Annotated in this window: 13 protein-coding genes; 9 read left to right on the forward strand and 4 right to left on the reverse strand. The window is 40.3% G+C overall.

Annotated features, from left to right (window positions below; genetic code table 11):
- Positions 1 to 91: 91 nt before the first annotated feature.
- From AC2D3N_RS09235 to AC2D3N_RS09245, 3 genes are all read left to right on the forward strand, one after another.
- Positions 92 to 1,030: a ribonuclease Z gene (locus AC2D3N_RS09235; protein ID WP_079677567.1), complete on the forward strand. Its 939-nt coding sequence runs from the start codon at positions 92 to 94 to the stop codon at positions 1,028 to 1,030.
- 244 nt (positions 1,031 to 1,274) lie between these two features.
- The gene (locus tag AC2D3N_RS09240) at positions 1,275 to 1,676 is read left to right on the forward strand and encodes a response regulator (protein WP_079677965.1); all 402 of its coding nucleotides are present in this window, start codon (positions 1,275 to 1,277) and stop codon (positions 1,674 to 1,676) included.
- Positions 1,677 to 1,716: 40 nt separating this feature from the next.
- On the forward strand, positions 1,717 to 2,166 hold the full coding sequence (locus AC2D3N_RS09245) for a hypothetical protein (protein ID WP_484693431.1): 450 nt from the start codon (positions 1,717 to 1,719) through the stop codon (positions 2,164 to 2,166).
- Between the two features lie 93 nt (positions 2,167 to 2,259).
- On the opposite strand, the gene AC2D3N_RS09250 is transcribed toward AC2D3N_RS09245, so the two are convergent.
- Complete coding sequence (locus AC2D3N_RS09250; protein ID WP_484693432.1) at positions 2,260 to 3,390, reverse strand: FAD-dependent oxidoreductase; 1,131 nt, start codon at positions 3,388 to 3,390, stop codon at positions 2,260 to 2,262.
- Positions 3,391 to 3,448: 58 nt separating this feature from the next.
- Positions 3,449 to 5,104: an ABC transporter ATP-binding protein gene (locus AC2D3N_RS09255; RefSeq protein WP_484693433.1), complete on the reverse strand. Its 1,656-nt coding sequence runs from the start codon at positions 5,102 to 5,104 to the stop codon at positions 3,449 to 3,451.
- A 197-nt stretch (positions 5,105 to 5,301) separates the two neighbouring features.
- Here AC2D3N_RS09255 and psb32 point away from each other — a divergent pair, with 197 nt between their 5' ends.
- The 6 genes from psb32 to ftsW all read left to right on the forward strand — a co-directional run bounded on the left by psb32 (position 5,302) and on the right by ftsW (position 12,498).
- A complete protein-coding gene (gene psb32, locus AC2D3N_RS09260) occupies positions 5,302 to 6,024 on the forward strand; it encodes a photosystem II repair protein Psb32 (protein WP_484693434.1) in 723 nt (240 codons plus the stop codon).
- Positions 6,025 to 6,165: 141 nt separating this feature from the next.
- Positions 6,166 to 7,224 carry a GTPase ObgE gene (obgE, locus tag AC2D3N_RS09265; RefSeq protein WP_079677572.1) on the forward strand — a complete coding sequence of 353 codons (1,059 nt, stop codon included), beginning with the start codon at positions 6,166 to 6,168 and terminating at the stop codon, positions 7,222 to 7,224.
- A 92-nt stretch (positions 7,225 to 7,316) separates the two neighbouring features.
- On the forward strand, positions 7,317 to 7,631 hold the full coding sequence (locus AC2D3N_RS09270) for a hypothetical protein (protein WP_484693435.1): 315 nt from the start codon (positions 7,317 to 7,319) through the stop codon (positions 7,629 to 7,631).
- A gap of 307 nt (positions 7,632 to 7,938) precedes the next feature.
- On the forward strand, positions 7,939 to 8,535 hold the full coding sequence (locus tag AC2D3N_RS09275; protein WP_484693436.1) for a (2Fe-2S) ferredoxin domain-containing protein: 597 nt from the start codon (positions 7,939 to 7,941) through the stop codon (positions 8,533 to 8,535).
- Positions 8,536 to 9,162: 627 nt separating this feature from the next.
- The gene (tkt, locus tag AC2D3N_RS09280) at positions 9,163 to 11,169 is read left to right on the forward strand and encodes a transketolase (protein ID WP_484693437.1); all 2,007 of its coding nucleotides are present in this window, start codon (positions 9,163 to 9,165) and stop codon (positions 11,167 to 11,169) included.
- A 126-nt stretch (positions 11,170 to 11,295) separates the two neighbouring features.
- Positions 11,296 to 12,498, forward strand: a complete 1,203-nt coding sequence (gene ftsW / locus AC2D3N_RS09285; RefSeq protein WP_484693438.1) for a putative lipid II flippase FtsW — start codon at positions 11,296 to 11,298, stop codon at positions 12,496 to 12,498.
- Positions 12,499 to 12,517: 19 nt separating this feature from the next.
- Here the strand turns inward: ftsW and AC2D3N_RS09290 are convergent, their stop codons facing one another.
- Both AC2D3N_RS09290 and AC2D3N_RS09295 read right to left on the reverse strand, forming a co-directional pair.
- Complete coding sequence (locus AC2D3N_RS09290) at positions 12,518 to 14,014, reverse strand: ATP-binding protein (RefSeq protein WP_484693439.1); 1,497 nt, start codon at positions 14,012 to 14,014, stop codon at positions 12,518 to 12,520.
- A 207-nt stretch (positions 14,015 to 14,221) separates the two neighbouring features.
- Entirely contained in the window at positions 14,222 to 14,536 is a 315-nt protein-coding gene (locus AC2D3N_RS09295; RefSeq protein ID WP_079677576.1) for a hypothetical protein, read from the reverse strand.
- Between the last annotated feature and the right edge of the window lie 105 nt (positions 14,537 to 14,641).

Raw genomic sequence — 14,641 nt, forward strand, 5'->3', positions numbered from 1 at the left:
GTAGTGAGCCCTTCAGGGCTTACTCCAGGAGTCGTGGCTAACCCATGGGGAGGATATCAAAATTAGGCTTGTTGACAATAGGTAGAGGTAAATGCAGATTACATTTTTAGGTACTAGCTCGGGGGTTCCCACGCGATCGCGTAATGTTTCCAGTATAGCTTTGCGTCTACCGCAACGGGCTGAAATTTGGCTATTTGATTGTGGAGAGGGGACGCAGCATCAATTCCTCCGCAGCGACTTAAAAATTAGTCAAATTAGCCGAATTTTTATTACCCATTTACACGGCGATCATATTTTTGGGTTAATGGGGTTATTAGCCAGTTGTGGGTTAGCAGGAAATCCCAAACGGATTGATATTTATGGGCCATCGGGATTATCCGAATATTTACAGGGTTGTGTTCGCTATTCCCAAACCCATTTTTCTTATCCGGTTAAAGTCCATACCATTCAACCCGGGATGATTTTTGAAGATGAAGAATATCAAGTGGTTTGTGGCCCGTTGAAACATCGAGTCCCAGCCTTTGGTTATCGAATTATTGAAAAGGATAAACCCGGACGATTTGATGTGGAAACAGCCCAAAAATTAGGGATTCCCCCCGGGCCAATTTATGCTCAACTCAAACAGGGACAGGCTGTAACCCTGGCCAATGGTCAAGTAATTCGGGGTAAGGAATTATGTGGCGAAGCCCAAGTGGGTCGCAAATTCGTCTATTGTACCGATACGGTATTTTGTGATGGGGCGGTAGAATTAGCGGAAAATGCAGATGTGTTAGTTCATGAAGCCACTTTCTCCCATCAAGATGCAGAAATGGCTTTTCAAAGATTACATTCTACCTCCACCATGGCGGCACAGGTAGCACTAGCTGCCGGGGTCAAACAATTAATTATGACTCATTTTAGCCCCCGTTATGCCCCCGGAAATTCAATTATTTTAGAGGATTTATTAACGGAAGCTAGAGCCATTTTTCCCCATACAGACATGGCTTATGATTTCCTCACCCATACAATTCCCCGTCGTCCCTCCCCGTAGTAAGCCCTTCAGGGCTTTCTTTATTTCCCCAGTTTTTGGAATAAGATTGAGTCCTGAAGGACTCACTACGCAACACTGAACTTTTCCATCCTTTTTTATCCTAACTGGCATCAAACAGGTTTTATTCAGTCATAGAGAAGGTTTCAGAACTCCTGAACTTATCCCTATCGACAGTTTAGCTGATATCGAACACACTTGAACTATAGATAGATGACATAGGGTTTCCCCAAGAGGTAAGACCATGATGAGAACCATTTTAGTTGTTGAAGATAATCTCGTTAACTGGAAAGTCTTTGAACGGATTTTAACCAGACGTGGCGGGTTACTGGCAAAACATACTGAAGATGTGGAAACCGTCATGGAAATGGCGGCAAACAAACAAGCGGATCTGATCTTAATGGATGTGTCTTTAACCAATAGTTATTATGAAGGGAAAGCCGTTGATGGGATTAAAATTACCCAAATGTTAAAAGCGAACCCCGCCACCGCTCAACTTCCAGTTATTTTAGTGACTGCCCATGCGACCACGGGCGATCGGGAAAACTTTTTAGCGCGTAGTGGAGCCGATGGTTATATTCCTAAACCCGTCGTTGATCATAAAGATTTTGTTGCACAAATTAAATCCAAATTACCCGCAGATGAATAAAAAAACTTTAATGTCATAAACTCAACCTTGGTCGAAAATTATGATTTTACCAGAGTGCATTATTCTGCAACAAGAAGCCGCCAACCCGGCAACTTCCTGTGAACGTTTAGTTCAACTGAGTCAAAGAAGTACGGAATTATCCCGACTGGTTGCTAATAATTCTAACGCCCCTTCCGAGGTCTTAAAAATCTTAGGAATTAGTGCGGATGTTGCCACTCGTCATTTGGTGGCTACCAACCCGAATACTCCTAAAGAAACCTTAATTGAGTTACTTAATGAGTTTCCTAAACCTGTTTTGAGTAATCCTCAATTTCAAGCTTTATGTTTAACTTCTCCCCAACTCCTACATCAAATTCCCGCCGCGACTCTACGCCTCTTAGTTCAGTTTAAAACAGCCCCAGAAAGTTTTCTGAACTGGGTCGAAAATCATTCTGAACCTGATGTTTTAGCGGGGCTTGATTTTTCTGCCAATACTGGACTCTCCAGTTAGAAATAACATACGATGGCATAGCCAACTTCTGAATTATCATTTAATTTTTAAATTTTTTATTCTATAAAAAAGTTTAATCTTTAATATTAAATTTCAAAACTGCTTCATAAACTTTTGATCAATATAATCTTTCCATCGCCAAAATAAAGAATTAGGCCCAAGATTCAACCCTCCTTTCGATGCGATCGCTTTTTTATCTCCTGTGCCAATTAAAATTAAAAATTCTTTTTGAGGGATAAAGGGTTTTAGGGGTTTTTCTTGTAAACTTCGTTTTAAATTCTCAAATAAAGGTTGACCTTGACGCACGGCAAAAACCCCCGCTTTAGGTCGAGGATAATTAACCATTGTGGCGATATCTCCGGCGGCAAAAACTTGGGGATGGGAAATAGATTGTAAGTAATGATTAACGAGAATAAATCCTCTTTGATCCGTTGTTAGTCCTGTTTCTTGAATCCAGGGAGACGCTGATGCTTGTGTTACCCAAAAAATGCGATCGCATTCGAGGGTTAACCCCGATGTACAGCTAATTATTTTAACCTGATTCTGCTCAATTTGATTAACAGTTTGATTTAAGTGTACATGAATATTACGATTTTTTAGAATAGTTTCTACCTTTTGACTTAAACGTTCAGATAATAGCCGATTACCGCTATGAATCAGATGTAATTCTAACTGATTTAAAGGTTGATTAAACTGTTGATAAATTTGCGTTAGGTGGCTATGAATATTTAAAGCTAATTCTACCCCTCCCGCACCGCCACCGACAATCGCTAATCTCATTTTTTCTTGCGGATTTTGCTTAATTTCCTGAATTAATTGATCCCAGTATTGCAAAAATTGAGAAATGGGTTTAACAGGAATTGTATATTTGATCGCCCCAGGAATTGTTGAGGTTTTGGGAGTGCTACCAATATCAATAGATAAAATATCAAAGGGAATGGGAGAATTATTTTTACAAATAACCTGATTTTTTGCTAAATCCAAACCAATTGCTGAATCAATATAAAGTTTAGCTTGAGCAAATTCAGCTAAGGACGGTAAATCAATATGACATTGATCGAAACTATAAAACCCGGCAATATACCCGGGTAACATTCCTGAATAGGGGGTTTGAATCACATCGGAAATCAAGGTTAATTCAACATTTGATAAAGGGTTAATCCCTAGTTGTTTTAAGGCGATCACATGGCTATGTCCTCCACCGATTAAAACTAATTTTTTCATAATAATTTAGGTGGTTAACAAAGATAGAATAGAGGCGTAAACGCCTCACTACAAATGATTATTGTATTGTTTTGGCGAGGGAAGGAATAGCAGATAATAGGGTTTGGGTGTAGGGATGTTGGGGATTAGTAAATATGGATTCTGTTTCTCCTAATTCAACAATTTTACCACCATTCATGACCGCAATCCGATCGCATAAAAACCGAGCTACCCATAAATCATGGGTAATAAACAAATAGGTTAAATTAAATTCTGCTTTTAATTCTAACATTAAATCTAAAACTTGGGCTTGAATACTCGCATCTAACATACTTACAGGTTCATCACAAATCAATAATTGAGGACGAGTCATTAAAGCTCTGGCGATCGCTACCCGTTGTTGTTGTCCCCCCGATAATTCCCCCCCATACCGTTGATAATATTCCATTGCTGGCGTTAATCCCACCCGTTCTAACATGGCTAAAACTTGGGTTTTTGCCTGCTCTGGAGTTGCTAATTTATGAATAAAAAGCGGATCAGCAATACTTTCTCCCACCGTCATCATCGGATTCAAACAAGCATTGGGATCTTGAAAGACCATCTGCATTTGACGGCGATATTTTCGGACTTGTTCGGAGGATAATTGAGTTAAATCTGTGCCCAAAAATTCTACACTTCCATGGGTCGCCCGAATCAGTTGTAAAATTGTTCGGGAGAGGGTACTTTTGCCACAACCGGATTCTCCCACTAAACCCAATATTTCCCCAGGATATAACTCTAAATTAATCCCATCTACTGCCTTAATCACCGATTTTTTTTGCTTAGAAAAAAGTTGTTGAATAAATCCGGCTTCTAGGGTATAATATTGTTGTAAATTTTTAATTGATAATAAGGGTTTAGTCGCAGATGTACTTGTTTCCAAGCCAGGATTAACCGCTTTATTTTCAATATCCTGTAAATGTAAAGCCGACTTTAATAAGGATTGAGTATAGGGATGTTGGGGATTTTGAAACACCGTTTCTGATGATCCCATTTCCACCATTTTCCCTTGGTACATCACCGCAATTCGATCGCAATATTCCCCCACCATGGCTAAATCATGGGAAATTAATAAAATAGCCGTTCCCCGTTGTTCACACAGTCGAGTTAACTCCTGTAAAATTTGAGCCGAAACCGTCACATCTAAACTGGTGGTCGGTTCATCGGCTACAATTAATTTCGGGTCAAGTAATAAAGCTAAAGCGATCGCCACCCGTTGACGCATTCCCCCACTAAATTCATGGGGATATTGTGACCAACGGTTAGCGGGAATTTTCACCGATTCTAATACTTCTAAAGCCTTATTTTTAGCTTGGGAATTGGATAATTGAGGGCGATGGGCTTTGAGAGTTTCTAAACAATGATCACCAATAGTCATCAACGGGTCAAGGCGAGTCATGGGGTCTTGAAAAACCAGCGCCACCGCCTCCCCGCGAAACTTTTGCAACCGTTTTTCATCCATCCCAAACACCGGTTGTCCTTCAAACCGCACCTGTCCTTCAATTGCGCTGGTGGTGGGTAACAACCGCATCACCGCCCGGCCAATGGTGGATTTTCCGCAACCGGACTCCCCCACCAGTCCCAGACGTTCTCCCGGTTGTAGGGAAAAGCAGACATCATCCACCGCCCAAATTTGAGGAGATCGGGAGTGGGGATAGGCGACCCTCAGATGTTCAACATCAAACAAACTTGACATAAGGTGATAGGGGAGAGATCAGTTCTAAGTTCATTGTTCATGGTTGCGGTGGGATTGACAATAGGTTAGGGATCTGGGTTTTGGCAAATAGGATTTTTTACCGGTCTTAATCGTCAACCGCTCAACCGTCAACTTACCCCCAGGATCTTGTATAGTTAGTATCACCCAAGACTGTACTTATATCATCAATTTCGACCATGATACAACAGCTTAAAACAATATTAAATCGGGGAAATTTATTACCAGGATTCATAATTTCCTTGATTTTAACAGTAATTCTGGGATTTTCAGCAACTCCTGCTTTAGCCACGGGAGTTTATCAAGTTCCCACCGTATCCTCCGGTGATCAAACCTGGGTTGTGGAACTCGATGGCGTTCTTAGCCGCAGTACGGAAGGACGTTTAAATAATAGCTTATCTGAGTTAGCTAAAAAAACCGGATATGAAGTTCGGTTTTTAACTATTCGCCGTTTAGATTATGGAGAAACCATTGAAACTTTTAGTGAAAAAGTCTTTCAAAAATGGTATCCGACTCCTGAAGTTGCAACTAATCAAACCCTATTAGTTTTGGATTTACTCACCAATAATGCCGCGATCCAAACCGGAGAAAAAACTAAATCCTTATTAACCGATGAAATAGCGGAAAGTGTGGTGGAAAAAACCCTAAAATATCCGCTTCGCAAAGGCGATAAATATAATGAGGCGTTTATTGCAGCGAGCGATCGCATCTCTACTGTTTTATCGGGAGAACCCGATCCCGGCCCCCCCATAGAACAAGATAATATTAGTGTGGAAAGCACCTTTAAATCCGCCGAAGAAACTGACGATGCCAGTGCTACAATTATAGTAGTGGTCTTGTTAATCGTGGCGACGGTGGTTCCGATGGCAACTTATTATTATTTCCAGGCAAATCGGAGCTAAAAATCAATATTTTTAGCAATGGTTCAGATCCCCCCTAACCCCCTTAATAAGGGGGGAACAGGAGGGAGGTAAAACTCCCCATTTTTTAAGGAATAATGGGAGACTCAAATATCTTACTCATCTCAAATACAATAAAATAAAATGCAATTCATTGATCAGGTTGAAGTTGAAGTCGAAGCCGGAAAAGGAGGCGATGGAGTCGTTGCTTTTCGACGAGAAAAATATGTTCCCGCCGGGGGGCCAGCCGGAGGCAATGGCGGGAAAGGCGGTTCGGTGATCTTAGTCGCGGTGGAAAACCTCCAAACCCTCTTAGATTTTCGATATAACCATAAATTTAAAGCCGATGATGGCAAACGAGGCGGCCCGAAAAACATGACCGGGGCACAGGGAGAGGATTGTATAATTGAAGTGCCCTTGGGAACAGTGGTTTATGATGCTAATACCGATGAAATATTAGGGGATTTAATCGAAAAAAATCAACAATTTTGTGTCGCAGCTGGAGGGAAAGGAGGTTTAGGAAATAAATATTTTTTAAGTAACCGAAATCGCGCCCCCGAATATGCTTTACCTGGATTAGAAGGGGAAAACCGACGGTTAAGATTAGAATTAAAATTATTAGCAGAAGTCGGAATTATTGGTTTACCTAATGCCGGAAAATCCACCTTGATTTCTGCCTTATCCGCCGCCCGTCCTAAAATTGCCGATTATCCGTTTACCACCTTAATTCCTAACTTGGGAGTGGTCAGAAAACCCACGGGAGACGGGACGGTTTTTGCTGATATTCCGGGGTTAATTGAAGGTGCCCATTTAGGGGCGGGGCTAGGTCACGAATTCCTGCGACATATTGAACGAACTCGGGTTTTATTACATTTAATTGATATTACCGATAGTGACCCCATTGGCAATTATCATACGATTCAAGAGGAATTGAAAGCCTATGGCAGAGGATTAGGAGAACGTCCTCAAATTGTGGCTTTTAATAAAGTGGATGCGGTTGATACTGAAAGTTCAGAAATTCAAGCCCTTGCCTCTCAATTGCAAGAGTTAAATCAAAGCCCTATTTTTATGATTTCCGCCGTGGCTGGAATGGGTTTAGATGCTTTATTGCAGGAAGTTTGGACACAATTAGATCAACTGTATTTAATTGATAAACAGAAGTTAGAAGTCGAAACATTGATGTCTAACCCCGTATCAAGTTGATATATAAAAAGATTAACTTTATCTAAAGTTTTATCCCACCATCTCCAATTCTCGGCTAATCTGTAACGAAACTCATCTATAGAGGAAGAATCGTGAAGAAATCCATGGTCGGTGTTCTAATGGGTGCAATGGTCAGCCTAGTTACTGCTGTTTATCCAGCCTGGGCCGAGAATTGGGTATATATTGGGAAAGCAACAACTGGAGAAGAAATTTATGTTGATGCGGATAGTATTTCTTCAGCCCGAGAAGGAATCAGATTTGTTTACAGTATCGGTAATGAAACCCTTCAGGCGGCGGCTAACTGTAATAACAATACTTGGTACGTCCTGAGATATGATACCACTTATTCTCCCCAAAGTCAAGCAACTCAAGATATGTTAGTCTATGTTTGTCGGGTCGGAAGTTAAATTAAAATCAACAGTTTTATTCAAGATTAATTGCTAGTTTAGTTCAGGGTGCATTTCTTTTTTTAACCATCGGATTATTGTTAATGGTCATTAATCTATAGCAAGTCTAAATCAGTTGTCTCAATAGTTTGAACATTAAAAAACTTTAGGGGTGAGGTCTTCTCGCCCTCTTTTTAGAAAAATTTCCTTTAACCTATTGAGAATAATTTTTATTTGAGGTATCCTGGTCAACATAGGTTCACCGATCAGAGTCTAGGGCTTGATCCGTGGGCTGGTTTGTCCTCATGATTCAAAATAGAGTTCAATCATGTCAACCCATTCATTAAATATGGAATTCAATCTCACCGGGACGATTCAAAATGTTGGGATTAAAGATGGAAAACCTAAAGTAATTACCCTGATGACTTCTTTGGGATTATTGTTAATTAAAATTTCCAAACAAGCCAGAATTATCGGGATTTCTGATTTAGCCCCGGGTTATCAAGTAAAGGTTACAGGTCAGAAAAAACAAGATTTTAAAACCGGAAAAATTAAGCTGAAAGCTACGCGGGTGCTTTCGAGTTCAAAACCGATATCAACTCTAACCCCATCAGTTGCTTTTAATTCTCAAATTCATCAAGACGGCGAAATTCCTTTAACTGAGCCTTCAGTTATTACTGTTAAACCCGCAAAAATCTTAGTTTGTCAAAAATCAGATTGTCGAAAACGGGGGGGAGATCGGGTTTGTGCAATCTTAGAAAAAGAGTTAGTACAACGGGGATTAGAAGATCAAGTGACTATTCAAAAAACAGGATGTCTGAAAAAATGTAAGTCTGGCCCTAATATTGTGATGTTACCCGATAAAACCCATTATAGTAAAGTTGAACCGCACAAAATTTCAGGATTAATTGAGCAACATTTTTAAAAGAATTCGGGAAAGGGGAGATCAAAGAAATCAGGCACAATTTACAGAAGAAACAAAAAGAACATCAAACACCTAGCTGAAAGAAATAGGGTTTCTGTTTTAACTTCTGACTTTTTTCAGAAACCTTATTTGCCGGATAATTTGATAACATTTAATCAATAAAACCGACAAATAATATCTATTTGTTTTGAATTTTAAAAGAATTAGAGAAAAATCGAATTTTTTATTGAAAATAGATTGCAATTACTTGAGGAAACCGAAGGCTTTGAGCCATGCTAGAAAAAACTCTCCCAGAGGATTGTTGTGACGATGGACAAAAATAATAGTCGAAACCCTGAAAAATCCTGGGAGATTGACAAAAATTAAGCGGTTTGTTGCCACTGCAACGTCAGAGTTTTTGGGAGAGCATGACAATTAACGGGTCGATGTATTGACAAAATTCACCTCTTATGCGTTAGCTAAATGATCAACTTTGACAGAAAATTAAGAATTGGGTTGCTTGCGTGTCCCAAGTGGTGAGATGATTGTGGTGCGGTCTAATGGTAATTCCAGAGCGACTTATGGCATAGAATCTATTCTATACAATCCGCGCTCACGCACTCACTAAAGTCTACAGATAACATAATTATGGTTGTTGCAGCCCAATCACTTGAAGAACTTTGCATTAATTCGATTCGCTTCCTAGCTATTGATGCGGTAGAAAAAGCTAAATCCGGCCACCCCGGACTTCCCATGGGTGCCGCGCCGATGGCCTTTGTGTTGTGGGATCGGTTTCTGCGGTTCAATCCCAAAAATCCTAAATGGTATAACCGCGATCGCTTCGTCCTGTCCGCAGGTCATGGCTGTATGTTGCAGTATGCCCTCCTTTATTTAACGGGATATGATAGCGTCACTTTAGATGATATTAAACAATTCCGTCAGTGGGGTTCTGTGACTCCCGGTCACCCGGAGAACTTTGAAACCTTGGGTGTGGAAGTCACAACTGGCCCCTTGGGTCAAGGGATTGCCAATGGCGTTGGGTTAGCGATGGCTGAAGCTCACATGGCGGCGACCTTCAATAAACCTGATTCTACACTGGTAGACCACTATACCTATGTGATCCTGGGTGACGGTTGCAACATGGAAGGGGTTTCTGGTGAAGCCTGTTCCTTAGCTGGACACCTGGGACTGGGTAAATTAATTGCCCTTTATGACGATAACCATATTTCCATTGATGGAAATACCGAGATTTCCTTTACCGAAGATGTGAGCAAACGGTTCGAGGCCTACGGCTGGCACGTTCTGCACGTTGAAAATGGGAATACCGATTTAGATGGCATCGCTGACGCCATTGCTCAAGCCAAGGCTGTCACAGATAAACCCACTTTCATTAAAGTCACCACCATCATTGGTTACGGTTCTCCTAATAAACAAAATACCGCCGGAGTTCACGGTGCTGCCTTGGGTACGGATGAAGTTGCCGCGACTCGGAAAAACCTGGGTTGGAACTATGAACCCTTTGAAATTCCTGAAGATGCCTTAGCCCATACCCGCAAAGCTGTTGAACGCGGGGCTAATCTGGAAACCGAATGGAATAAAACTTGGGAAGATTATAAAGCCAAATATCCCCAAGAAGCCGCGGAATTTGAACGCCGCACTAGTGGAATACTCCCCGAAGGTTGGGAAAAAGCCCTACCCACATTCACTCCCGCAGAAAAAGGTAAAGCCACTCGTCAATATTCTGAAGGCTGTCTGAATGCCTTAGCTCCGGCTATTCCTGAATTAATTGGGGGTTCGGCGGACTTAACCCACTCAAACTTAACGGAGATCAAGGGTTTTGGTAATTTCCAAAAAGGACAATATCAAAATCGTAACCTGCGTTTCGGTGTTCGGGAACACGGAATGGGGGCGATTTGTAATGGGATTGGCTTGCACGGTTCGGGATTAATTCCCTATTGTGCTACCTTCTTAGTCTTTGCTGACTATATGCGGGCAGCGATTCGTTTATCGGCGTTATCGGAAGTCGGTGTGATCTATGTGATGACCCATGACTCGATCGCCCTTGGGGAAGATGGCCCCACTCACCAACCTGTGGAAACCATTGCCTCCTTGCGGGTGATTCCTAACTTGTTGGTAATGCGTCCGGCTGATGGTAACGAAACCTCTGGTGCGTATAAAATCGCGGTGGAAAACCGTCATCGTCCGACTTTGTTGGCTTTAACTCGTCAAGCGTTACCGAATTTAAACGGTAGCTCGATTGATGCGGTCAGCAAAGGGGCCTATATTCTGTCCGACAGTAACGGAACTCCCGATTTAATTCTGATCGGAACTGGAAGCGAAGTCTCTCTGTGTGTGGAAGCTGCCGAAAAATTAACCCATCAAGGGACAAAAGTTCGGGTGGTTTCTATGCCTTGTTGGGAACTGTTTGAAGAACAAGATGCTGCTTACAAAGAATCTGTGTTACCTAAAGCTGTGACCAAACGCCTGGCGGTGGAAGCGGGTTGTAGTTTCGGTTGGCAACGTTACACCGGAAGCGAAGGTGACACCATCAGCATTGAAACCTTTGGGGCATCTGCTCCGGGTGGTGTGTTGATGGAGAAATTCGGTTACACCGTTGATAATGTTTTGGCTAAAGTGAAGGCGTTATTAGGTTAAATCGGAATTTAATCTGATTAAAAAGGTGGGCTAGACCTACCTTTTTAATTAATAATTAACAATTAATAATTAATAATTAATAATTGTTAATTGTTAATTGTTAATTATTACGGTTATACTTTTGGGATGAACTTAAGGAAAATTTTCCCCTTTTTGGAATCTTCTGTAACCCATTGGTCAGTGGAAGCCCGATGGTTACACTGGATAACCTTTCTCTGGTTATTTGTGGGCTTAATTGTGATGTTTTCCGCTTCCTATCCCATTGCCTACGCGAACACCGGAGATGGATTATATTATTTTAAACGTCAATTAATTTGGACAGCCGTAGGATTAGTCGGATTTAGTTTTATTGTTCAATCTTCCCTGAGATTTTGGTTGAAAATTGCCCAATGGGGGGTTTTAATTGTTCTGGGACTATTATTTCTGACTTTAGTTCCGGGGTTAGGAACTACTATTAATGGAGCCACACGCTGGATTTCAATTGGGCCAATTCCGATTCAACCTTCGGAGTTAATGAAGCCGTTTTTAGTCTTACAAAGCGCTCGTTTTTTTGCCAATTGGTATCGTTTAAATTGGCAAATTCGGTTAATTTGGTTAGGAATTTTTGGGATAGTTTTATTATCTATTCTTACCCAACCAAACCTCAGTACCACCGCCCTTTGTGGGATGACTCTTTGGTTAGTTGCTTTAGCGGCGGGACTGCCTTTTTCCTATTTAGGAGGAACGGCTTTAGGTGGGATATTTTTAGCTATTTTAAGTGTTACTATTAAAGAATATCAAAGACGACGAATTTTATCTTTTTTAAATCCTTGGTCTGATCCGATGGGAGACGGATATCAGTTAGTTCAAAGTCTTTTGGCGGTGGGTTCCGGTGGATTTTGGGGAACGGGATTAGGATTATCTCACCAAAAATTATATTATTTACCGATTCAATATAGTGATTTTATTTTCTCGGTTTATGCGGAAGAATTTGGCTTTATTGGGGGAATATTATTGTTATTATTGTTAACAATTTATGCCACCCTAGCCCTACGAGTGGCGATGAAAGCCAGACAAATTGAACATCAATTAGTAGCGGTGGGAGTGATGGTGGTGATGGTAGGACAATCTTTATTAAATATTGCGGTAGCAACGGGCGTTTTACCAACTACAGGTTTACCTTTACCCCTATTTAGTTATGGGGGAAGTTCCATGATTGCTAGTTTAGCTTTAGCTGGGTTATTAATTCGGGTAGCTAGAGAAGAAAATCAAGCCCCGGTGATTTCTTTAGCCGATCATCGGTCAACCCAAAACCCACGTCGCGGAATTGGGCGATCGCAAATCCGTTAAACAATTATATCTATTTCAGTTAAGAACAGGTCATAGAATCTAAGCAACAATTTAGGGATGCTGAGGAACTAAATTGAATCGGAATTGTAATCATAAATTCGGTTCCTTTGCCAAATTCAGATTGAAATGATAGCATTCCTTCGTGATAATCTTCAACAATTTCACGGCTAATAAATAGTCCGAGTCCCGTACCTTTTCCGATGGCTTTTGTTGTAAAAAACTGTTCAAATAGCCTCATTTTTACATCCGCATCCATTCCTAACCCATTATCGGTAATTTTCACCCTAACTCTATCGGGTTGGATCACCTCTGTTTTAATATGAATTATAGGAGTTTCCTGACCATTTTCCCATTTTTGTGTCGCTTCTTCTAAAGCATCAATAGCATTACCTAAAAGATTCATAAACACTTGATTGATTTTGCCACTATAACATTCAACTAAAGGCAAATTCCCATAGTCTTTTTGAATGATAATTTGCGGGCGATTAGATTTTTCTTTTAAACGACTTTTTAAAATTAATAACGTACTTTCTAACCCTTCATGTAAATTAATTGGTTTTATTGTTAATTCATCTTTACGCGAAAAATTTCTCAGGGATCGGGCAATTTCAAAAATTCGATCCGCAGATATTTTGACGGAATTAAAAACTTCAGGTAAATCCTCAATTAGAAATTCCAAACTCACCCCTTGCATATAGGCTTGAATTTCTGCAATGGGTTGAGGACATTGTTTTTGATACAGTTGCAGGATGTAAATTAAATCTTGAATATAGTTATCAATACAATTGATATTTCCATAAATACAGTTAACAGGATTATTAATTTCATGGGCTAAACTGGCAATCAGTTGACCCAAAGAAGCCATTTTTTCCTGATGAAACATCTGCGCTTGTGTTTCCTTGAGTTGTTTTAAGGTATGAGAGAGTTTTTGGGCTTGAGCATAGGCGATCGCCGTGGTTTCACAGCTTTTTTTATATAATAAAATTTGTTGTTTTTCTAATTCTAATTGCTCTACCTCACTTTCAAACTGATATTGACTTACAACAGCATCTAAGGCATCTAATAATTTACCCGAAGCTGCTATCATAATCAATTTCATATCTAAATTATCCAGTTCCAACTCCTGATCTGGCGTACTTAAAAGGGATTTAACCGCAGCAATATAATTCCTAACCTGTTGATCTAAGTTATAGGGAGGTAGATAATATATTTTATGAATGGCAGAGGATAAATTAGATTGTAAACTGTGATTAAACTGACCAAAGATCAACATTTGATGAGATTCTTCAAAACTTCGGAGATTCTCTTGTAAAATCGTGATAACTTGCTCTCTTTCTGCTAAATTTTTATGATTGACTAACCGCAAACAAAATAAAGCAATTCGTTGGGATAACATTCGTTGACGACCACTCAGATTAATTACCGCCGCACTAATATTTTGAACAGCATGAATTTCATCGAGATTAAAATAATCATTAAGCTTAATCATAGCTAACCGTTCCTCACTTGATAACATATTGGTTACATCCTTGAATTAACTAAACAAAGACTAATCCTGATTCCCTATATGTCAATTGTCTAAACTTATTGATCTATTATTTGTATCGATTATTACACTGATCTAGGGGAGATTTCTCTCCCATAAAACTAAAATAGGGTTTAGAACTATAACTGGAGACAAGTTCTAAACCCTATTCAAAGTTAAATTGCTGGTGGCTGGAGGTTACGGTTTCTTGATTTCCCGGGCAAGATTACGATACATATCCATGCTCTTATCCGCACGACGGCGTTCAGTCTTACTGGATGATTCCTCAGCAACAGTATCAGAAACTGTTGAACTATTATTCTGTGCCTTTGCTGTTGTAGATTTAGGGGCTTCAACTTCAACGGGGAAGGTTTTTTTCACCGGAGGTAAATCCTTGAATCTGTCAATATCTCCCATACCTTGGGCTACATTACCTTCGAGATAGAAACCACTTCCGGTTTTTTCACCGGACTCAGAATTCCCTTTTTTGCCAAACAAACCAAATAATGCCATGTTGCCCTCCCGCTAATTTGAGTTGTGAATAATTTTAAGTTTTATAACATTTTATCAGGAATTGTCTTCAATTTCATTTTTGGGGAATGGGGAATGGGGGAATTG

The organism is Planktothrix sp. PLAVEN19ND, from assembly GCF_057220675.1.

Coding starts and splice junctions, on each gene's coding strand:
- AC2D3N_RS09235 (WP_079677567.1), top strand. CDS start 92: ATGCAGATTACATTTTTAGGTACTAGCTCGGGGGTTCCCACGCGATCG.
- AC2D3N_RS09240 (WP_079677965.1), top strand. CDS start 1,275: ATGAGAACCATTTTAGTTGTTGAAGATAATCTCGTTAACTGGAAAGTC.
- AC2D3N_RS09245 (WP_484693431.1), top strand. CDS start 1,717: ATGATTTTACCAGAGTGCATTATTCTGCAACAAGAAGCCGCCAACCCG.
- AC2D3N_RS09250 (WP_484693432.1), bottom strand. CDS start 3,390: ATGAAAAAATTAGTTTTAATCGGTGGAGGACATAGCCATGTGATCGCC.
- AC2D3N_RS09255 (WP_484693433.1), bottom strand. CDS start 5,104: ATGTCAAGTTTGTTTGATGTTGAACATCTGAGGGTCGCCTATCCCCAC.
- psb32 (WP_484693434.1), top strand. CDS start 5,302: ATGATACAACAGCTTAAAACAATATTAAATCGGGGAAATTTATTACCA.
- obgE (WP_079677572.1), top strand. CDS start 6,166: ATGCAATTCATTGATCAGGTTGAAGTTGAAGTCGAAGCCGGAAAAGGA.
- AC2D3N_RS09275 (WP_484693436.1), top strand. CDS start 7,939: ATGTCAACCCATTCATTAAATATGGAATTCAATCTCACCGGGACGATT.
- tkt (WP_484693437.1), top strand. CDS start 9,163: ATGGTTGTTGCAGCCCAATCACTTGAAGAACTTTGCATTAATTCGATT.
- ftsW (WP_484693438.1), top strand. CDS start 11,296: ATGAACTTAAGGAAAATTTTCCCCTTTTTGGAATCTTCTGTAACCCAT.
- AC2D3N_RS09290 (WP_484693439.1), bottom strand. CDS start 14,014: ATGTTATCAAGTGAGGAACGGTTAGCTATGATTAAGCTTAATGATTAT.
- AC2D3N_RS09295 (WP_079677576.1), bottom strand. CDS start 14,536: ATGGCATTATTTGGTTTGTTTGGCAAAAAAGGGAATTCTGAGTCCGGT.